The following is a 21,347-nucleotide window of genomic DNA, read 5'->3' on the forward strand; positions in this document are numbered from 1 at the left end:
CGCTTGCCACTGGCGTATCGTCCCTTTCGGTACATTCAGTTCTTCTGCGATTTGAGGCAGTGTCTTCGTCTGCTCCTGAATGTACCGAACGACTTGCTCTTTGAATTCTTCACTGTAATGCTGTCTTTGCTCCCCCATACCGGACACCTCATTTTCTTGTTGTATTCATTATCTGTCTGCTCTTATGAGGTGTCCACTTTTTATTCTAGCTCCAGGCAGACCGTTAGACCCAACCTCCGGGCGGGTCCCGACCACTTAACGGTCTCGCAGACCGTTAGACGCTGCCTCCCGGCGGGTCCCGACCACTTAACGGTCTCGCAGACCGTTAGACGCTGCCTCCCGGCGGATTCCGACCACTTAGCGGTCTCGCAGACCGTTAGACGCTGCCTCCCGGCGGATTCCGACCACTTAACGGTCTCGCAGACCGTTAGACCCAACCTCCCGGCGGGTCCCGACCACTTAACGGTCTGGCAGACCGTTAGACGCTGCCTCCCGGCGGGTCCCGACCACTTAACGGTCTGGCAGACCGTTAAGCACTACCTCCCGGCGGGTCCCGACCACTTAACGGTCTGGCAGACCGTTAGACGCTGCCTCCCGGCGGATTCCGACCACTTAGCGGTCTGGCAGACCGTTAGACGCTGCCTCCGGGCGGATTCCGACCATCTAACGGTCTGGCAGACCGTTAGACCCAACCTCCCAGCGGGTCCCGACCCTTTAACGGTCTGGCAGAATGTTAGACGCTGCCTCCGGGCGGATTCCGACCATTAAAAAAGGTCCACAGGAGGCAGCTCCAGCCGCCCTGACGGACCTTTTTTATTATCCTTTTACAGCGCCGGCGACGACGCCCTTGACGATGAACTTCTGAAGGAAGATGAACACGATGATGGACGGCAGCACGGCCATGACCATAGCGGTCATCGCATATTGCCAGTCGGACGTATACTGGCCGACGAACGTGTACGCCGCAAGCGTCAGCGTCTTCGTGGACGGAGAGCCGTTGACCATTAAGAGCGGGAGCAGGAAGTCGTTCCAGATCCACATGACGTCGATGATAATGATCGTTGTCGTAACGGATTTCAGCAACGGGAAGATCACGCTGAAGAACAAGCGGAAGCCCGATGCGCCGTCGATCGTCGCGCTTTCGTCGATCTCCTTCGGAATTCCCTTCACGAAGCCGTGGTAGATGAACACCGCCAGCGGAGCGCCGAAGCCCCAGTAGAGCACGCCGAGTCCCCATGTGCTGTTGTTGAGATGGAGATCTTGAGACAGACGAAGCACCGTCAGCATGATCGATTGGAACGGAATCAACATCGGCATAATGCAGATCACGTACAGAATCGCGCTAAATCGGCTTTTCGTCCTGGAAAGCTTGTAGGCGGCGATAGACGAAACCAAGATAATCCCGACAAGGCCGACTACCGTGATGATCGTATTGTTCAAGAACAACCGCGGGTAGTTAATGAACGACCACACGTAGGAATAGTTGTCGAACGCGAGCTGTTTCGGAAGAGCGACCACGTCGCTCATCACTTCGCCGAAGCTCTTGAGCGAGTTGTTGATTGCCAAAAACAACGGATATAGGAACACAAGAGAGAGGAGCACCATAACGATTTCCAGCGCGATGCGTCCTGCTTTGTTGGTTTTCATTAGGCTTCAACCTCCCGTCTCTTGAACAGAGTCAGTTGAATCAAGGTTACGATCAGAACGGCAACGAACAAGATAAGCGCTTTGGCCGTTCCGTATCCGAACATATTGTTCTGGAACGTATCTCTATAGATATCGAACGCGATACTGTAAGTCGTTCCGCCAGGGCCTCCGCCCGTTAGGGACAGGATGACGTCGAATACTTTGATGGAGTTCGTCAAAGCCATGAACACGGATATCGTAATCGATGGCGCAAGCAGCGGCAGCGTGATGCTGATGAATCTGCGGAACGGGCTGGCGCCGTCGACGGTTGCCGCCTCCTTCAGGTCTTCGGGGATCGACTGCAAGCCGGCGATGTAGATGACCATGTAGAATCCGATCGACTGCCAGATGGAGACGAGCACGATGGAGATGAAGGCGAGCCCCGGTTCCCCTAGCCAGCTGAGCTTGAAGATTCCCCACCCCGTGCTGGCCCCTAGCGATTCGAAGCCTTGCATGAAGATGAATTTCCAGATGAATCCGACGATAACGAGACTAAGGATATACGGAATGAAGAATGCGGTTCTCAACCAAGTGGAGCTCTTGAGCTTCATGTCCAGGATGACGGCAAGCAAGATCGCCAGCACGTTAACGAGCACGATGTAGAGAATCGCGTATTTTACCGTGAACCAGGCCGAATTCGTAAAGTTGGCGTCGCCCATGAAAATTTGCTTGAAGTTATCCAATCCGATGAATTTCGGATTTTTGGATATCCCGTTCCATTTCAACAAGGAGTATCGAATCGTCATGGCAAACGGAATATAGAAGGCAACGGCGATACAGATAAGCACCGGCAACGTGAATAGGCCGAACTCCAGCTTTTCGCTCCATTTTCTTCCTAACGATTTGAACATTACTAAACACCTCTCTCCGCCCTGCTTCACAAAATGGCTATATCGTCCGAATAGGACATGACGGTATGATCTCAACTATACTGTGTATTATAAAATAGACCTTTTACCGCAAAAATGGATTTAAGAAATCAATTAAGGGTAAAAAGGTGAACGGAATGAGGTTGCGATTTACGTATGGGCAATGTCGCTAAACGGCTTTTCAGATCGGGCTCCTCCCTGATCGAACGAATTTCGCGGAGGCTGGTAAACAAGCTCATCCTGTTGTTTACCTCGATTATCATTCTTGTGGTCGCGTCCTTGACGATCATCTCGTATCAGATTCTCCAGAAGGAATCCGTGGACAATAGCATCTCCAGCACGACGAACAATTTGCTCTTGGTGAATCGGAACCTGGAGAGTTATCTAAACGGAATCGAGCAGCTGTCCTTGCCGCAAATCCGGTATGACGAGCTGAACAATGCCTTGGTACATGAGGAAACGGACTATGCTTCAAGAATTTATTTGGAGGACTATTTGCGCGAGCTTTATTTTTCCCGGAAGGATCTCGAGACGATCTCGCTCTACTTGGTCGATCGGCAGAAGTATTATTCCATTACGAAGGAGAATTATAATATCACGGTACGCACGGGCTCGATTCCTGTCATAGAGGACATGCCCTGGTACAAGCAGGCATTGGACAGCCCCTCCAACAGCATCTTCCAATCGTTCGTCGGCTCGGCATCGGAGACCGGCTACGCGATCGATACGAGCAGGAGCTTCATGGCGTACCATCGGGTTCTGCGAACGATCGCGACCCGGCAACCGCAAGCGATCCTCTCCTTCTATTTCAATAAGTCCGCCGTCAACGATATCCTAAAAGACGTCCCGTTCGACGAGGGACAGCATTTGTTGTTCTTAAGTCCGGACGACGAGGTGTTCTACTCGGACGATCTCGACTATTACTCCAAAGTGAAGAGCGCCGGGTACATTGAACGTTTACCGCCCGCGCCGACCGGCCGCTTGACTTGGGAGCAAGGGGATCATAAAGATCTCGTCGTCTACAACGTTGGCGAATCGATGGGCTGGAAGCTGATCAAACCGGTTCCTTACAAGCAAATCTACGAAGCGGCGACGACAACGCGGAATTTGAGCTTCATGATCGGACTTGTGTTCTTGGTGCTGTCGGTCGTTCTCGTCACCTTCACCTCGAATGCGATTACGAGACCGCTTAAGAAGCTGTCCCACCAGATGAGCCGCTTCAGCTCCGGGGACTTCGATGCGGAAGCGAAGGTGGAAGGGCGGGACGAGATTGCTTATCTTTCCCGTCACTTCAACCAAATGGTGAAAAGAACGAACGACTTGATCAACGAGCGGTACAAAATGAAGCTGGTCGAGAAAAACGCGATCCTTAAGGCGCTGGAAGCCGAGATTAATCCGCATTTTCTCTACAATGCGCTTCAGGCGATCTCCACCAAAGCGCTGAAGAACGATCGTTACGATATCGCGGATATGGTCGATGCGCTGGCGATGACGCTTAGATATTGCATAAGCGGCAAAGACGTCGTGTACGCGAGGGAAGAGCTGAAGCATATCGAACGGTATTTGGGGCTGCAGAAGGCTCGCTTCGGCAACCGGCTGCAGGTCGCGTACGACTGGGACGAAACGCTGATGGAGCTGCAGCTTCCGAAGCTGTCCATCCAGACGCTCGTCGAGAACGCCATCAAGCATGCCTTGGAGAAGGTGTCGAGCACGGTAACCCTTACGATAACGGCCCGGATGGAACCCATCCATTTCGTCATAACTGTGCAAGACGACGGGCCGGGATTCGCAAGCGGCAAGCTCGGAGAAGTGCTGCAATCGTTCCAAGAAGGCTGGGGCGAGCGCGATCAGCACAACGAGAGTATCGGACTTGTTAATTTGAACACCCGTTTGAAGCTGCTCTATGGGGAAAATGCGGAGTTGCGCATTCGCACCGATGAATCGGGGACGGAAATGGAAATGCGGTTACCGCGGGGGAGTGGACATCATGGTTAATGTACTGATCATCGACGACGAGGAACCTTTGCGCGAAGCCATTCGCATATTGGGGGATTGGAAAGGCTTGGGCGTCAAGCAGGTGTTGGAGGCTACGGACGGGCAGATGGGTCTGTCGATGCTGGCGGAGCACAAAATCGATCTCGCTATCGTCGATATGAAGATGCCCGTCATGAACGGAACGGAGCTGCTGCAAATCATCGAGAGGGACTATCCCGATCTATTGACGATCGTCATTAGCGGATACAACGATTTCGAATATACGAGGCAAGCGATACGCTCCAAGGTCGTCGACTACTTGTTGAAGCCGGTCAATAGGGCCGATTTGAACCAAGCGCTCGTGAAAGCGGTCAATGTGCTCGAAGCGAAGCGGAAGATGGAGAACGAGTCCATCAGCAAGAACATCACGCTGAATATGTCATTGCCGAAGTTGAAGGAAAAGATCTATGTCTCGATTATCGAACGAAGCAACAACAATCCGCTAAGCGATGCCATGCTCCCTCTGATCGGGGCCGATGATCCGGCCAATCGCTTCTCCGCGGTCGTCATCCGGGTGCTGAATCTAGAAGAGATCAGCATCAGCCGGTTTCATAAGGATGTGGACCTGCTGCATTTCGCCACCGCGAACGTCATTAACGAAATCGCGGGCGATCAATTTCAATGCTTCAGCTTCGCCAACCCGAAGCAGGAGCGGGAGATCATTACCGTCGTCACGATGAACGGCGGGTATCGGGAAGATATGGTTTACCGGTCCGTTCACCGGATGAAGAAAGTCGCTACGAAATTGGCCGAGCTGTTCGGTACGCTCGTCGTCGTGGGAATCGGCGAAATCTACGACGACGTGATGGGGCTCTCGGCATCGTATGAGTCCGCCAAATCGTTCATTAACGGAATCGACCTGTTAACGCTGAATAAGGCGGTCGTCGTGAATTCCGTTACGGAGCAGACCGCGAGCCCGGATAGTCATTCGCTGGTCGGTCGCATCCCGCTTATTCGGAGCGCATTGGAGAGCGGAAGCCTGTCCCACGCGAAGAGCATCCTGATCGATTGCGTAGGAAAGTGGCGAACGAGGGATAAGATCAGCATCGGCGAAGCGGATCGGGCCCTGCAGGAATTCGTCATTCTGATGAATGACGTGGCCATTGAACTGAAAGTAGCTCCCGAAAGATTGCCGATTAACGGACGGAACGCTCTGAGGGAAGTCGGAATCGGAGCGGACTTCGCCACTTTCGATCAATACGAACATTTGTTGATGCGCTTGCTTGATTATTACGGGAACGAGATACGAGGTTCATTGACTTCCAATCGGCCTTTCGAGGCGGGGGATATTAAGGCGTATATCGACAATCATTACTTCGAGGACATTAAAATTTCTTTATTTACGGAGAAATATTTTCTAAGCAGGGAATACTTGATGAAGCTCTTCAAGCAGCAGTTCGGAGTCGGGATTCACGAATACGTACAGAAGGTGAGAATGGATAAGGCCAAGCAGCTGTTAGACGACCCGACCCTGAAGATCCAAGACATCTCGGCCATGCTCGGCTACAAGGATAAGAATTACTTCAGCAAAGCTTTTCGCAATTATTACTCCGTATCGCCAACGGAGTATCGCGAAGGACATACGACAACGGATAAAAAGTGAACAGGACGCATCCGACCACTTTTTTACCCTCAACTCTTCACTTATGTACCTTCTTATCCTTCCGCTTATTCTTTAGAATAGGCATCGTAGTCGATCATTCAACCTATGAAACGGGGGCATCACAATGTTAAAAAGATTTGGCTCGCTGTCCATGAGCTTAGTGCTGATGGCGGGGATACTCGCCGCATGCGGCGGCAGCAACAACGAGGCCAACAACGGCGCCGCAAGCCCGACCGCTACCGGAACAGCCGAAGGCGGCGCCTCGAACGAACCGGTTACGATCAACATGTTCACTGCCTCTCCCGAATATACGGACGCTTTCAACGCTTATATCGCGGAGTACAAGAAAGTAAAGCCTAACGTAACGATTAATCTTGAGATCATGCAAGCCGATTACAACACGGTCCTCAAATCGAGAATCGCTGCCGGCACTACGCCGGACGTATTCCAAACGACGGCTGGCGGAGATATCGACACTTACGCGGAATATAGCGCCGACTTGACGAACGAGCCTCTTGCGGCGGCCATGACCGATGCGGTTCGCTCGAACATGAGCTCCTCCGACGGCAAAGTCCTCGGACTTCCGGTCAAAGGCAATCTGTTCGTCTTAATGTACAACAAGAAATTGCTTGCCGACGCAGGGATCGCGAATCCTCCGAAGACGACGGCCGAGCTTGCCGACGCGATCGCGAAACTCGAAGCCAAAGGCATTACGCCGTTCGCGAACGCGTACAAGGAATGGTGGGTATGGAAGCATATCGCCCAACATTTCGTAGACGCGGCCGCCCAAGACGCCAACATCAGTCCGAAAGAGCTTGTCGATCAGTTCATCGCGGGCGACACGACGTTCAAAGACCACCCGGTTCTGTATAACAACTTCTTCGATTTCATCGATACAACGGTAAAACACGGTACGGACAAGCCGCTTGAACGCGACAGCAACGCCGAAGTAAGCGACTTCGCTTCCGGCAAAGCGGCGTTCATGACCGGTAAAGGCGCGTGGGACGAAGAAGCGATCAAGAAAATCACTCCCGACTTCCAATTGGGAATCATGGGCTACCCTGTAAGCGACAAAGCCGAGCAATCCCAGATCATCACGGGCGCCGATCAAGCGCTGCGCATTAACAAAGATTCCAAAGTCGCGAAGGAAACGATCGAGTTCTTCAACTGGCTGTACACTTCGGACTACGGCAAATCATGGTTCTCCAACGTAGCGAAAGTTATCCCTCCGATCAAGGATGCTCCGATGCCGGATCTGGATATGCCTAAGCAAATGGTAGAAATCCTTAAAACCGAAAAATCCGGAGACCTGTCGGTTAACTACTCGCTCGATACGTTCCACCAGAAGTTCGGCGAATTGATGCAAGCTTACATCGGCGGAAGCAAAAAGAAAGACCAAGCCGTCGACGAAATTCAAAAAGCATGGATTCAATTCGGTTCCTCGCAATAAACCGTTCGACTCGGCCTCCAATGCCACATAACCGTGGGGTTGGAGGCTTTTCGTTATCACATTCGTAAAAGGAAAGGGCGTAGAGGAAACGATGAGCAAACGGATCGATGTAACGGAGAACGGGCTCCACTTGAGCATCGAGATCGCGGATTCGGGGGATGTCAGACTGCTGCATTTCGGGCCGCGGCCTATGGAAGAGGGAGGGATCAAGGAAAGCCGGAAAGCGGGGTTCCGTCTAATGGAGCTGCAATTGACCGGGGAGGATCGCGCGGAGTATCATGGGCGGACGCACCGGGCCACATACCCGGGCTTGCGAATGGTTTATGAACGGCATAGCGATACCCGCAACGAGATTGGGCGCAAGTTCGAGCTGTTCCTGAAAGACCCGGTAACCGGGCTGCAAGCGGCGCAGCATTATCAGTTCTACGACGGAGTTCAGACGGTTCGTTGTTGGGTCGCGCTTAAGAATACGGGCGTAGAGACGGTGGGCGTAGAGTATGTTTCCTCCTTCGCCTTGACCGGATTGGACAAGGAGGGGGCTTGGGATCGCGATGACAAAATGGAGCTTTCCATCGCCCACAACGGTTGGCAAAGCGAGCTGCAATGGAGAACGTACAAGCTTCCCGAGCTGGGGTTATCCCATGTTATCGATAGAGGCTCCAAACGGGTGAGCTGCAGCAATACCGGCTCATGGTCCGCATCGGAGCATATTCCAATGGCGGTGCTGGAGAACAAGGAAGCGGGCGCGAGCCTATTCTGGCAAATCGAGCACAATGGATCGTGGCATTGGGAAATCATCGATCAAGTCGATTGGCTCACTTTGCTGATCAGCGGGCCTACCGAGCATGACAACCACTGGTGGAAAAAGCTGCAGCCGGGAGAGGAGTTTCTCACCGTACCGGTAGCGGTCGGCGCGGTAAACGGCGGATTCGAACAGGCCATTGCGCAGTTGACGGCTTACAGACGCCGGATTCGCAGGGATAACGCCGATAATCGCGAGCTTCGGGTTATTTTCAACGATTATATGAATTGCTTGTGGGGATCGCCGACTACGGCTAAGCTGCTGCCCTTGATCGATGCGGCGGCAGAGGTAGGCTGCGAATATTTCTGCATCGATGCCGGATGGTACGCGGCGGGAGAATGGTGGGACGGCGTAGGCGAGTGGATGCCATCGGCGGAAAGATTCCCGGAAGGAATCAAATACGTCCTCGACTATATCCGCGGCAAAGGGATGATTCCGGGCTTATGGCTGGAGCTTGAAGTGATGGGCATTAACAGTCCGAAGCTCGCGGATGCCGATGATAGCTGGTTCTTCATGCGGCACGGAGCGAGGGTCAAGGATCGCAGCCGTTACCAGCTCGATTACCGCAACCCGGCGGTTATTGCCCATTCGAACGAGGTCATTCGGCGGTTGGTCGAGGATTACGGAGTCGGCTATATCAAGATGGATTACAACATCAATGCCGGCATCGGAACCGAGATGGCGTCCGATAGCTGCGGAGACGGGCTGTTGCAGCACAATCGCGCTTACTTGGCTTGGCTCGACGGGATCTTCGAGCGTTATCCCGAGCTCGTCATCGAGAACTGCTCGAGCGGCGGCATGCGCATGGACTATGCGATGCTGAGCCGGCATAGCATACAGTCCACCAGCGACCAAGAGAATTACGCGAACTATGCGGCTATCGCCGCGAGCTCGCCGGCTGCGCTGACGCCGGAGCAATCGGCTATTTGGTCTTACCCGCTGCGGGAGGGCGATGACGAGGAGGTCGTCTTCAATATGGTCAACGCGCTGCTCCTTCGCGTGCACCAAAGCGGCCACTTGGCGGAGCTCAGCCCGCGGAGAAGGGAGCTCGTCAAGGAAGCGCTCGATTATTACAAGACGATTCGCGAAGATATCCGCGAGGCGTTGCCTTTCTGGCCGCTAGGGTTGCCTACGCAACAGGATGAATGGGTCAGCTTGGGACTCCGTCATGAGAACCGCGTTTACTTGGCGGTGTGGAGAGTCGGCGGGGACGAAGCGGAGATCCGGCTGCCGCTCGCGGATCTGAAGGCACGAGGAGCGGAGATTCGGTGCGCGTATCCGCAAGCCGCGGACACCGAATGGAGTTGGGATAACGAGCGCGGGGAGCTGACGGTTCGTCTTCCTTCGGCGAAGACTGCGCGGTTATTCGAGTTGGTCTTGAAGTCTGGCAGGCCGTTATACGCAACCTCCGGGCGGACTCCGGCCACTTAAACGGTCTGGCAGACCGCTATTGCGCGAGGCAAGCGGCCTGCCCGGAGCGGCCTGCCCGGAGCGGCCTGCCTCTCCCGCCTTCAGCTTTCCGCAATCCAGCCGCCGGCCGCTCCCCCCGAGCAGCCGGACAGCTTACGAAGCTGCTGGGGGTTGGCATTGTGCACCTTCTTGAACATTTTGGCGAAGTAGGAGAAGTTGCTGTAGCCGACCGACTGCGCGATGTCCGAGATCGGGAGCGTCGAGCTCTCGATCAGCTCCCTGGCGATCCGCATCCGTTCCTGCAGCAGGTAGTCGGTGATGCTCATCCCTTTCTCTTTACGGAACAGTCGGGAGAGGTACGCCGGATTCAGGTGGACGTACCCGGCCAGCACCTCGCGCGTGACGTTCTCGGCCAGATGCTCGGAAATGTACGCGCACAGGCGGTCGATCGTCGACTCCTCCTGAAACAAATACCGGTGCACCGTGCGAATCAGCCGGACGCCCCAATCCTCCATCTGCTCCAGCGTGCGGGGAGCTGCCTCGGCCGGGATGCCCGCGTCCTGCAGCAGCCGATACGCCGACAGCCCTTTCTTCTGCAGCAGATAATAGACCATCTGCAGAAATCCGAGATAATACGCCTGAAGCGCGCTCGCTCCGAACCGGCGATCCGCGGCCAGCTCCCGCAGGCTCGCGCCCAGCCGGGCTCCCAGCTCCTCCGCCTTGCCGTTCTCCAGCAGCAGCGTCCACGGCCCGAAATCCGGCAGACGCGGATCTGCCGCAGGCTCCGCCTCCTGCTTGCTCAGCCAGTTGAGCCGGTTCGATTCGCTCAAGTTGTTGTACTCGAGCGCGAGCAGCGCCTTGTACCTATCCGTCAGCTCGTGCAGCGGGACCGGCTCTCCGATATAACAGGATACCGAGCAGTTCAAATACGCCCCGCAGGCTTCGATATACCGCCCGCATCGCTCCCCGACGCAATCGCGCAACGCGCCTTCTTCCTCGGCAGAGACGTACAGAATCGCCGCCGCGACCCCATGCTTTGTCTGCACGACCTCTCCCCGGGAGTCCGCGACGACCATCTCCGCCACCGACTGGCGAATCGCGTACTCCATCACTTCCTCGTCCCGCGTGCTGAGCTCCCGCTTCCAATTTTCCACGCTGACCACGATCGGCAGCAGCTTCGCATCCGCCTGAAGCGCAATGCCGTACTCAGCTGGCAGACGCTCCGCGTCCCCGGGACCGGCCACGATTCGTTCGGCAAGCAGATCGTACCAGAATTTCTCGCTGAGCACCGTCTTCTTCTTGTTCCACAGCTCGTAATACGGCTTATACTGCTCCGTCAGCGCCAGCTCGGCCTTCTTCTTCTCCACCGCTTCCAGCGCCCTGCGGATCGTCTGCTCCAGAACGTCGAACTCCACGGGTTTCATGATATAGTCGAAGCTGCTCAGCTGTATCGCCCGCTGCATGAACCGGAAATCCCCGTGCGCGGTCAGGAAAATCGTCTCCAAGCCAAGAGACCGCTCGTTCACCCACTCCAGCAGCTCGATTCCGGTCCCCTTCGGCATCTCGATATCGCAGATCATGACATCGACCGGCAGACGCTCGAGAATTTTCACCGCTTCCCTCATATTGTAAGCCTCGCAGACGTCGGTTACGCCCAGTCCTCGCCAATCGATCGCATCCTTGATGCCCATGACGGCGTACATCTCATCATCCACGATAAGCACTCGCAAGCTTGTCACCTCCGGCATTATCCGCTCCGGCTTATTAGCCAATCCGACTGTTCCTTGCTCTCCGCGGGAATCTCCAGCTCCACCCATGCCCCCGAATCCTGCCCGTTGCCCAGCGACAATCTGGCTCCGATGCCGTACAGCAGATGCAGGCGGTGGTAGCTGTTGCGCATCCCCAGGTGCTGGTCGTCATTTCTCTCGAAATAGCTCCCGCTCTGCAGCTCCTCCAGAACCTCCTCCGGAAATCCCGAGCCGTTGTCGGCGATCCGGATGAGGCAGCTCTCCCGATCGATCCGCGCCTGAATATCGATATGAAACGGTTCGTCCATAAAATCGAATCCGTGCTTGACGGCGTTCTCGATGAACGGCTGAACGATCAGCGGAGGAATCGGAATGTCCCCGGCGTTGTCGCCCACCTCGATTCGGTACGTAATTCTCCCCGGAAAACGAAGCTGCTGAATGCGCAGGTAACTGTCCATATGCTCCATCTCCTCCGCCAGGGCTACGAAGGGTTGACCGGTCTTGGTCGCGAAGCGAAAATATTTCACGAGATTCAGGCACATCGCCTGAATGACGCCGTAATTTTTGATCTGGGCCAGGTTGTAGACGACGTTGATGCTGTTGAGCAGAAAATGGGGATTGATCTGCAGCTGCAGATGCTTCAGCTCCGCCTTGTGCGTGCGAATCTGTTCCTCGTAGACGTGAATCTGCAGCGTCTGGATCTGCTGGACCATATCGTTGAAGCTCTCGTTGACCGAATGAAACTCCCTGGACGGAGAGCCCGCGAGGCGGAAGGCCCAATCCCCTCTCTTGAGCGTCCTCATCCCTTTAAGCAGCTCGTTCATCGGCCGGATAATAATATGGTTCAAGTAGAGCAGGTAGAGAGACAGCAGCACGACGACGAACACCGGAATCCACGAGATGAACTCGCGGAACCGCGACAGATTTTGCAGCATCCCCTGCTCGGGGATAAAAGCGGCCAGCTTGACGTCCGTCGACGCGACCGGATGGCTGACGACGACGTAGGTGTCGTCCTCTCCCTTCAGCCTCTGGTAGTTGGCCGCGGAGTCGATGACCGGCCATCCGCTCAAGCCGCTGGCGGCCGCCCCTCCGTGGAGCAGCTCGCCCTCCAGACTCGCGAAGGCGGCAAAGCCCTCCCTGCCTAATTGAATCAACTCCAGCGGCACCATCAGATGATCGAGCCTGACCCACGCGCCGAGGTATACCCCCGAGCCGGAATCGACGATTCGCAGCAAACCGTACGTATCGCCGCAGGAGATGGCTTTCCACTGCGTAAAATAGGGGCTGCCCGGCCGCGCCTCCTCCAGACGCCCCTCCAGACACTCCCGAATTCGCAGCATCTCGTCGTAGCTCCCGCTCCGGATCTGCGTCGGAATAAAATCCCGGTGCGCGACCGAGTACGCGAACGGCGTGTCGACGCTGCTGTCGAACCGGTTGTAGCGGCTCAGGCTGTTCAAGATCCGCACCCTCGTCAACGTGTACTCGCTGGACTCCCCGTCCAGCCTGCCCAATGACAAAATATCGGCGTCGTAAGAAGCCAGATCGTACAAATAGTTCGTCTCGACGGCCAGCGCCGACTGAATCTGATTCGAATAGAGAGCGATCATGCTGCGATTCGATTCCGCCGCCTGCTCCCGCACCGAATTCGAGGCCATGTAGTTGCTGTAGAGCAGCAGGCAGACGAGCGGCAGCGCGATCGTGACGAAGCCGACGATTAGTTTGTAGCGCAGAGAGCGTTTGGGATTCATCGTTCGGCCTCCTCGATGGATCGGGAAACTAGATTTCTTATGCCGTAATTATGTCATACTCCGCCCCTGCGAGAAAAGGAAGGAGGAGCTGGAAAACTTGCTCCAGCCCCGCTTTCAACCTTGTTTATTTTCCGTTGGCCTTCGCCCATTCATCCAGTTGACGCTGCGTCTCCTGCAGCACCTTCTGGTAGCCGGCCGCGTCGCGCTTCGCCTTGAACTTCGCGATTGTCTCCTCTACGTCGACCGCTCCGGCGCGCAGCACGGCTCCGAACTCCTTCTCGACATTGCCGATCGCCGCCATCTCCGCCTTGACCGGAGTCTCGTCGAACGTAAAACCAAGTGCGATAGAACGCTCCGCGCTGTCGTTGAATTTGCCGAACTGCTCCCATTTGTCCGGATCCTCGTTCGCCCAGAGGTAGGAGTTGAACTGGTTGCCGAACATCCAGCCGCCCGGGCTCGGGTAGCCTTGGCTTTCCGCGGTGACGCCTTCCGGATAATCGATCACGTTATCGGTCACTTTGACATAGTGCTTGCCTTCGATCCCCCAATCCAGCATATTGAGCAGCTTGGCGTCGGTATACAGCAGGTTCAGGAACATCATTGCGCGCTCGGGATCTTTGGACGTGCGGGAAATCGCCAGCATCGCTCCTTGCGCTTCGCCCGTCGTCGTGTACGGCAGCGCCGTCTCCACCTGCACGAGCGGTACGCCTGTCGTAACGGTCATCTCCTTGTCCTTGCCCGGCTTCAGCGATTGGCCGATGGCGAAGGCTTTGCGGGCTTTGATCATGTTGATTGCCTGGTCGCTGTCGTCGGAGGTGACGACGTCCTTGTCAAACCAACCGTTCAAATTCCACTGACGCATCCGCTTGAGGAAATCGATGAACTTCGGATCTTCCAGATCGTCGACGACTTTAAGCTCTTTGCTGTCGCGGGAGATTTTACCGTCGTAGTTGGACGCATGCCACGTGTTGGAGAAACGGTTGCTGACGATCGGCACCACGTCAGGCTCGTTGGCCTTGATCGTCTTGAAGATATCCTCCATCTCCTCCAGCGTCTTCACGCCGGAGATGTCGAACTTGTATTTGTCGACCAGATCCTTGTTCAGCAGGAAGCCGAAGCCCTGCGCGAACTCTTTCTTCGTCGGCACGCCGTACAGCTTGCCGTTAATTTGCGCGCCTTTGATAAAGTCGTCGCCCAGCACTTGAGGAATGTCCTTCCCGTGGCTCGCGACCAGGTCGTTCAGCTCCAGGAATTGTCCCTTGGACACGTCCTGGGCATATCCGTACCAGCCGGCGGTGAAAATCAGGTCGAACGTTTCGCCCGATATTTTCATCAGATTCGTCTTGTCGGTCCAGGAGCCCCAGTCGATCGGTTTCAGTTCAACGGTAGCGTTGATTTTCTCCGTCAAATATTTGCTCATTTCCTCCTGAACGTCAGCCATATCGCGCTGGGCCGAGCCCGGATAGACCAATGTGAGCTTGTACGGCTCCAACCCCGCAGCTCCCGAGGATGCAGATGAGGACGGATTGCCGGATGCCCCGGCTTCCTTGGACGGCTGGCTCCCTCCACTGCTGCTTTGTCCGCACGCGCCTAACGTCAATGCGGTTGCCAGAACCAATGAGCCCCCGGCGATCAGTTTCTTCTTCATGCCCCATCATTCCTCTCGTCTCATTAAGTAAGTCCTCTATATTGAAACTGAGCAGCCGCGCTATCAGCCTTTCACAGCGCCGCTGGTAATGCCGCTAATGTAGAACCTCTGGAAGAACGGATATGCGAGCAGCAGCGGAGCGACGCCGATAATGGCCAGCGCCATGCGCACCGTCTCCGTAGGCATCTTGGCGATCAGATCGCCGACCTGGCTGGAGGTATCCGCCTTCATAATCAGAAACTGCACATTGTTGAGCGTCTTCGTCATCAAGTATTGAATGTTCATGAGCTCCGGCTTGTCGATGAACAGCATGCAGTTATACCAGTCGTTCCAGTAGGCCAGCAGGTTAAACAGCCCTATCGTCGCTATAATCGGCGCCGACAACGGCACGACCAGCTTGAGGAAAATCGTCAGCTCCCCCGCCCCGTCGATCGTGCCCGATTCGATGATCGACTCGGGAATCGTATTAGCGAAAAAGCTGCGCATAAGCAGGACATTAAAGGCGCTGAGCATCAGGCCGGGGATGATCATCGCGAGCAGCGTGTTTTTCAGCCCGAACATCATCACGTAGGTCATATACCACGGAACCATCCCGCCGCTGAACAGCATCGTAAAAAACAGGATAAAAGACAGCGTACGGCGCATGGGCAGCCCTCTGCGCGACAGCGGGTAGGCGAACAGGGACGTAATCAGCAGGCTGACGGCCGTTCCGATCAGCGTGACCGCAATCGTCACGCCGTAGGAGCGAGCGATCTGCGCGAAGTCGTTGAACAGGAACGAATAGGCGGCGAAGTTGATTTTGCTTGGCAGGATGGAATAGCCGTTCTGAACGATTGAGCTCTCATCCGTAATAGAGACCATGAATACTAGCAGGAACGGGAATATCGATACGATCGCGAACGCTCCGAAGAACAGATGAATGAAGGAAACGCGCGCAAAGCTCATACGATTCATCTAAAGTGCGCCTCCTCGGATTAGAATAGAGCGTCGTTCTTGCTGATTCTGCGGACGGCGAAGTTCGCGCCCAGGATCAGGAAGAAACAGACGACGGATTGATAGAATCCGGCCGCGGCCGACATGCCGATGTCGCCCAGCTTCACCATCGCCCGATAGACGAACGTGTCGATCGTATTGGTCGTCGGCATCAATGGGCCCGAGTTCATCGTCACTTGATAGAACAAACCGAAATCCGAACGCATAATCGAGCTGATCGCCAGCAGCGTCATAACGATAATAACGGGAGCGATCAGCGGCAGCGTGATGCTCGTCATCTGCTTCCATTTGCCGGCTCCGTCGATGATAGCGGCCTCGTAATATTCCTTGTCGATGCCGATAATCGCGGCGAAGTAAATGATCGCCAGAAACCCGACGCCCTTCCAGGCGTTCACAATCACGAGAATGTACGGCCAGTGCTGCGGTTCGTTGTACCACGAAATGGAATCGAAGCCGAACAAGCTGGAAAGCTGCCGATTCACCAACCCGTTGTCCGCGTTCAGAAAGCTGTAGACGAGATACGCGACAACAACCATCGAGATGATGTGAGGCAGCAAGAAGGTGCTCTGATAGAAGCGGGCGACCACTTTCTCCTTGATCTCGTTGATCAGCAAGGCAACGGTCAAAGCGAGCACAAGGTTGACGATGATAAAGGCGACGTTGTACAAAATCGTATTGCGAGTAATCAAGTAGGCGTCCGGAGAGTTGAACAGAAACTTGAAGTTATCCGTTCCGACCCACGGGCTGCCCCAGATGCCTTGGACGTAATTCAAGTTTTTGAAAGCCAGAATGACTCCGTACATCGGAATGTAGTTGTTCACGAACAGGTAGACCAGACCCGGAAGCGTCATCAACAGCAGCATCTTGTACTTCTTTATTTGTCTCAGAAAATGGCGCGAACGGCTCGCAGTTGCATGGGTTGCCGCAGGTTTCGTTCGACTGGCAGACGCAAGCGCTTCCATCAGGTTCATCCTCTCTCGTTGCGTAACTCATGAGCCTATTATAGGGATGCTTCGAGGCCGGCCACTACTAAGATGATGACTTCCCGATGAAACGGATGTGACTTGTTGCGCAGAATGCGAAAGCGCTTGTTGACGGGCAGATTCGCCGCTCTTATGCTTAGGGTGTCGCAAGCGGCTGAACCTTGGTTCACCGGATATAGATTCCTATAACGGACGCGAGGAGCGGATCATCACATGAAACTCTCGGACCACGTAAAAAGAGTATTTATTTTAGGAATGGACGGGGCGGGCAATTTCGTACAGCAGGCCGACACCCCTTATCTGGACGCATGGCTGAAGCGCGGTGCCTATACTTACAATGCTCAGGCCGAGATGCCGACCATCAGCGCGGAGTGCTGGGGCTCCGTCCTGCACGGCGTAACGCCCGACAAGCACGGCCTTGACAACGATAAAGCGGCTTCGGAGGCATATTCGATCCAATCCCCCTATCCTTCCCTGTTTCGGTTGGCTAGGGAACAGCTGCCTGACGCTAAGCTGGCCGCCTTCTCCGCATGGGCCCCGATCAATTCGGGGATCATCGAGGATAACATCGGCGTTCATAAATTCTCTCTGTCGGACGAGAGACTGACCGAGGAGTTGCTCGCCTACATCGGCGTCAACCCCGACGTGCGGCTGCTGTTCCTCCAGCTCGACGAGCCGGACGGAGCCGGTCACTGCTACGGCTACGGCCCGGATTCCCCGGACTACCTGGCCGCGATCAAGGGCTCGGATGAACGGATCGGGCGCGTGCTGGAGAGGTTGGAGGCGCTTGATCTGGTCGCAGACAGCCTTATCGTGCTGCTGACCGACCACGGGGGCGGAGGCGAAAACAAGCACGGCCACGGCAGCCCGCATCCGATGGACCGCAACGTGTTCTGGGGCTGCATCGGCCCGGGCATCCGTCAGGGGGTTCTCCCTGGCAGAGTGTCCATTACGGATACGGCGGCAATCGCGGCGTTGGCGCTGGGACTAGAGACGCCGGGTTGGGACGCGCGGCTGCCGGAAGGGCTTCTGGACGAAGACGCGGAGGCGGACGGCGGAAAGGCGGAGACCGACAATGGCTAAAGCTCTGCGCTTTCGCGAGGACGGGACCTTTAAGATCGTGCAATTCACCGACCCGGAGTTCTCGGCGGAGAGCGAAGAAGAGCGCGCGATGGAAGCGATGATGCTCTCCATCCTGGAGGCGGAGCGTCCGGATCTGGTCGTCTACACCGGCGACGTCATCGCCTCGGCGGGACATCCCGACCCGGCGGGCGCGTTCCGCCGCGCCTGCTCGGTTCCGGAGCGCGCGCAGATTCCGTGGACGGCCGTCTTCGGCAATCACGACTCCGAAGGCGCCATCACGCGGGAGCAGTTGCACGCCCTTCAGCTTACTTATCCTTTGAACTATGCCAAGCCCGATCCTCAGGGCGTACACGGATCGGGGAACTACGTACTGAGCGTGAAAGGGCGGGACGGGAGGGACTCCGCGGCCCTGTACTTCCTGGATTCCGGCAGCTATTCTCCGCTGGAGTACAGCCGAATGGGCTTCTACGATTGGATACGCCGCGACCAGATCGACTGGTACGCGAGGCAGTCCTATCGGCTGACCGACGGCAACGGAGGCGTTCCGCTGCCTGCGCTCGCCTTCTTCCACATTCCGCTGCCCGAGTACAACGACGTCTGGGACTTTAGCGTCTGCTACGGGGAGCGTCACGACATCTGCTGCGCCCCATGGATCAACTCCGGCTTGTTCGCGGCGATGATCGAGATGGGCGACGTCATGGGCACCTTCGTCGGGCATGACCACGGCAACGATTATTGGGGCGATTGGCGGGGCATCCGCCTCTGCTACGGGCGCACGACGCGCAACGCCTATCTGGATCGCCCCTTTATGCCGGGAGCCCGCATTATTTCTCTGCGCGAAGGCGAGCGAAGCTTCGATACCTGGATCCGCCTCGCCGACGGCGCCGTGCTGGCCGACCAGCCTCTCCACCAGCCGACGGGACGTTTGCCTGGGCAGAGGTAATTCATTTCTTTAATTCTGCTGCGCGGCGGGCCAGACGAACCCCCTCATAGGCAAAGAGAGCGCCGAAGCTTCGACGCTCTCTTCTCTTTATTGCCCCGTAATCGCAATCATCATAATTCCCGTCACGACGGCTGCCGAAGCGACGAGCCGGCGGGCCCCCTGCGACTCTTTCAGCACGAGCAGCCCCAACAGCGTCCCGAATACGATTCCGACCTCCCGGAGCGGAGCTACCGTGGAAACGTCGGCCGTTCTGGCCGCGAACAGGAACAACAGATAGGAGCCCGGGGACAAAATCGCCCCCAGCCAGAGAATGTTCCGATGACGGCGGACAACCGCCTTCAGCCTGCTCGGCTTCAATACGGACGAAGTCAATCCCAACAAAAACCCGATGTTCGTCACCTCAAGCAAGGCAAGCGGGGACATATACCCCAGATTCACCTTGTCGACCAGCGTATACGTCGTAATGCATAACCCGACTCCGACGGCCAACAGAATGGGTCTCACGGAAGACGCCCCCGCACCCGTATCCTGCCGCCGCCCGACCATGACGACAAATCCGATCAGCATGCAGCCGATTCCGATCCACCCCCACATCGGCAGCGATTCTCCAAGCAGCAGCACCCCCGCCGCGGGCGTAAGCAGCGTCGGCATCCCGCGCATGATCGGGTAGACTTGCGACAGATCCCCCGCCTTGTACGTTTGCGCGAGCAGAAACGCATAGATGCTCTGCATCAGCAGCGACACGCCCATGAACAGCCATTCGCGCGGTGAAAACTGGTTTCCGGACAGCTCGTTGATCAGCACGGGCAGCAGCACGATCGTCGAAGGAGCGTAGATCGCCCATAGAAACACCGGTTTGTCCGTGCTTTGCTTGGCGAACATATTCCACACAGCATGAGCGAGTCCGGAGCATAGGACGAGAACGATGGAGACTGCAACCATGATGCATAACCCCGCCTTCAACACTTTTGTTAACGCTATGTTAACACATAAAACAAATTAAAAACAATATAAAGCAAGCAAATACAAGTTCATAAGTGATATAAACTTCTTGGGTCGATTGCGCAGCATACTAAAAGCCCCGGCATTTACCGGGGCTTGTCCATCTTTTTCTGTTTTGCGATTTCCATATGAGTATGAATGGTTTCCATAATCGTAAAGAGATCGTGATGACCGAAATTGGGATATCGCCGCTCTTCCGTTACCCCGACGGGTTTATGGTGCATATGGTCGGGTTCTGTTGTTGTCTGAAGCTGCTTTTGCCCATGGGGTTCATTATGCCACTTCCATTGATTACCCCGCTGGTATTCCCAATCGTACTGATACTTCTTTTTTCTGCCCGTCTTGATATCGATGAGTTCAAATACCGTCATATAGGTGTTGTCAACGAATTGGATTGTCTTGCGAACGAACGCCCCCTGCTTGGCTCCTCTCCGAAAAACCCATCCTCGATCGAAGCGATCAGATCCGGGAAAGACCGCTTCAAGAACTCGAAATTCGTCCCATAGAGATCAGCGTTATTTCGCTTCATTGATTTCCCTCAACTCATCGAGAAGCGCAAGCCAGATCGAGGCATCTCGTTCCTCTGGGGCGGTACGCTCCGCTTTTGCTCCCAACGTCATCTCGTACGTACCGCCATGCTTCTTCATCAATCGCGAGATTTCATCCAGTACAGTATCTCGGTGGTTGCCTGCGGCCCCTTCTCCCGATTGTTGCTCTTGCTGTTGCCGCTCGTACATTGCCACGACTTCCTGGAGCCGAAGCACCTCTCCGGTACGCATCACGAAAGATAATGACTCCGGAATACGATTGTGACGATTCTTACCCTCCCGCTTGTAGCCGAGAAATCTGCCCTCATCAATCCATTTGTTGATAGCTTGAACTGATACGCCGAAAATTCTGGCGAGTTCACCGGTCGAGTATGCTCGCACTGGTTGTGCTTGATCAACGGTTTCTGCGATGAAACGAATCAGTTCAGGAAGATCCTTTCGGTATTCAACTCGCTTTCGCGGGTTAGTTACTAGAATATAATCATGCAGCATATTGCTGAAGGCTCGGTAAAATTCGGGGTCCGCTTGTTTGATCGCACGCTCCAGCACTTGTTCACTCTTCTCTATGACCAATTCACGTTCCTGTTTTGTAGACATGAACATCACCTCGTACCCCCATTTTACAGAAGTTAAACCAAAACTTCAACATAACTTAAATCAAAACTTAAACCATTCTATGCAACATTATCCCCAGAAATGATTCAAGTATGATCCTTCGATACGATCAGCTCGTTTAACCGCAAAAAAAGAGCCGCTCCGCCAAAGTTGCGGAAGCAGCTCTTCTTCGTGCAATATGC

At 55.3% G+C, this 21,347-nt stretch carries 16 protein-coding genes and 1 pseudogene; 6 read left to right on the forward strand and 11 right to left on the reverse strand.

Translation table 11 applies throughout. The features are described 5' to 3' along the window. From ACESLM_RS16030 to ACESLM_RS16040, 3 genes are all read right to left on the reverse strand, one after another. On the reverse strand, positions 1-138 hold a 138-nt coding region (locus ACESLM_RS16030), incomplete at its 3' end, for a transposase (RefSeq protein ID WP_372632624.1). Positions 139-816: 678 nt separating this feature from the next. Next, positions 817-1,647: a carbohydrate ABC transporter permease gene (locus ACESLM_RS16035; RefSeq protein WP_372632589.1), complete on the reverse strand. Its 831-nt coding sequence runs from the start codon at positions 1,645-1,647 to the stop codon at positions 817-819. Then, positions 1,647-2,537 carry a carbohydrate ABC transporter permease gene (locus ACESLM_RS16040; RefSeq protein WP_372632590.1) on the reverse strand — a complete coding sequence of 297 codons (891 nt, stop codon included), beginning with the start codon at positions 2,535-2,537 and terminating at the stop codon, positions 1,647-1,649. The genes ACESLM_RS16035 and ACESLM_RS16040 overlap by 1 nt, the downstream gene beginning before the upstream one ends. Positions 2,538-2,711: 174 nt before the next feature. On the opposite strand from ACESLM_RS16040, the gene ACESLM_RS16045 reads away from it, so the two are divergent. The 4 genes from ACESLM_RS16045 to ACESLM_RS16060 all read left to right on the forward strand — a co-directional run bounded on the left by ACESLM_RS16045 (position 2,712) and on the right by ACESLM_RS16060 (position 9,875). Beyond that, the gene (locus ACESLM_RS16045; protein ID WP_372632591.1) at positions 2,712-4,550 is read left to right on the forward strand and encodes a sensor histidine kinase; all 1,839 of its coding nucleotides are present in this window, start codon (positions 2,712-2,714) and stop codon (positions 4,548-4,550) included. Beyond that, the gene (locus ACESLM_RS16050) at positions 4,543-6,192 is read left to right on the forward strand and encodes a response regulator transcription factor (RefSeq protein WP_372632592.1); all 1,650 of its coding nucleotides are present in this window, start codon (positions 4,543-4,545) and stop codon (positions 6,190-6,192) included. Before ACESLM_RS16045 ends, ACESLM_RS16050 begins: the two co-directional genes overlap by 8 nt. Before the next feature lie 124 nt (positions 6,193-6,316). Next, positions 6,317-7,642 (forward strand): ABC transporter substrate-binding protein, encoded by a 1,326-nt coding sequence (locus ACESLM_RS16055; protein WP_372632593.1) that lies wholly within the window; start codon positions 6,317-6,319, stop codon positions 7,640-7,642. Between the two features lie 91 nt (positions 7,643-7,733). Next, a complete protein-coding gene (locus ACESLM_RS16060) occupies positions 7,734-9,875 on the forward strand; it encodes a glycoside hydrolase family 36 protein (protein ID WP_372632594.1) in 2,142 nt (713 codons plus the stop codon). A gap of 80 nt (positions 9,876-9,955) precedes the next feature. On the opposite strand, the gene ACESLM_RS16065 is transcribed toward ACESLM_RS16060, so the two are convergent. From ACESLM_RS16065 to ACESLM_RS16085, 5 genes are all read right to left on the reverse strand, one after another. Further along, positions 9,956-11,671 carry a response regulator gene (locus ACESLM_RS16065; protein WP_372632595.1) on the reverse strand — a complete coding sequence of 572 codons (1,716 nt, stop codon included), beginning with the start codon at positions 11,669-11,671 and terminating at the stop codon, positions 9,956-9,958. Then, the gene (locus ACESLM_RS16070; protein WP_372632596.1) at positions 11,602-13,350 is read right to left on the reverse strand and encodes a sensor histidine kinase; all 1,749 of its coding nucleotides are present in this window, start codon (positions 13,348-13,350) and stop codon (positions 11,602-11,604) included. Before ACESLM_RS16070 ends, ACESLM_RS16065 begins: the two co-directional genes overlap by 70 nt. A gap of 124 nt (positions 13,351-13,474) precedes the next feature. Further along, the gene (locus ACESLM_RS16075) at positions 13,475-14,998 is read right to left on the reverse strand and encodes an ABC transporter substrate-binding protein (RefSeq protein ID WP_372632597.1); all 1,524 of its coding nucleotides are present in this window, start codon (positions 14,996-14,998) and stop codon (positions 13,475-13,477) included. 63 nt (positions 14,999-15,061) lie between these two features. Beyond that, on the reverse strand, positions 15,062-15,952 hold the full coding sequence (locus tag ACESLM_RS16080) for a carbohydrate ABC transporter permease (RefSeq protein WP_372632598.1): 891 nt from the start codon (positions 15,950-15,952) through the stop codon (positions 15,062-15,064). A 20-nt stretch (positions 15,953-15,972) separates the two neighbouring features. Beyond that, the gene (locus tag ACESLM_RS16085; protein ID WP_372632599.1) at positions 15,973-16,854 is read right to left on the reverse strand and encodes an ABC transporter permease; all 882 of its coding nucleotides are present in this window, start codon (positions 16,852-16,854) and stop codon (positions 15,973-15,975) included. A 333-nt stretch (positions 16,855-17,187) separates the two neighbouring features. On the opposite strand from ACESLM_RS16085, the gene ACESLM_RS16090 reads away from it, so the two are divergent. Both ACESLM_RS16090 and ACESLM_RS16095 read left to right on the forward strand, forming a co-directional pair. Further along, on the forward strand, positions 17,188-18,057 hold the full coding sequence (locus tag ACESLM_RS16090) for an alkaline phosphatase family protein (RefSeq protein WP_372632600.1): 870 nt from the start codon (positions 17,188-17,190) through the stop codon (positions 18,055-18,057). Further along, complete coding sequence (locus tag ACESLM_RS16095; protein WP_372632601.1) at positions 18,050-19,000, forward strand: metallophosphoesterase family protein; 951 nt, start codon at positions 18,050-18,052, stop codon at positions 18,998-19,000. Before ACESLM_RS16090 ends, ACESLM_RS16095 begins: the two co-directional genes overlap by 8 nt. Before the next feature lie 87 nt (positions 19,001-19,087). On the opposite strand, the gene ACESLM_RS16100 is transcribed toward ACESLM_RS16095, so the two are convergent. The 3 genes and pseudogenes from ACESLM_RS16100 to ACESLM_RS16110 all read right to left on the reverse strand — a co-directional run bounded on the left by ACESLM_RS16100 (position 19,088) and on the right by ACESLM_RS16110 (position 21,147). Then, positions 19,088-19,942 carry a DMT family transporter gene (locus ACESLM_RS16100; RefSeq protein WP_372632602.1) on the reverse strand — a complete coding sequence of 285 codons (855 nt, stop codon included), beginning with the start codon at positions 19,940-19,942 and terminating at the stop codon, positions 19,088-19,090. 146 nt (positions 19,943-20,088) lie between these two features. Continuing rightward, positions 20,089-20,415, reverse strand: a pseudogene (locus ACESLM_RS16105) (toxin-antitoxin system TumE family protein); the annotation flags it as partial. Between the two features lie 102 nt (positions 20,416-20,517). Further along, positions 20,518-21,147 carry a hypothetical protein gene (locus ACESLM_RS16110; RefSeq protein WP_372632603.1) on the reverse strand — a complete coding sequence of 210 codons (630 nt, stop codon included), beginning with the start codon at positions 21,145-21,147 and terminating at the stop codon, positions 20,518-20,520. Between the last annotated feature and the right edge of the window lie 200 nt (positions 21,148-21,347).

Source organism: Cohnella sp. (assembly GCF_041641335.1).
Lineage (GTDB): Bacteria > Bacillota > Bacilli > Paenibacillales > Paenibacillaceae > Cohnella.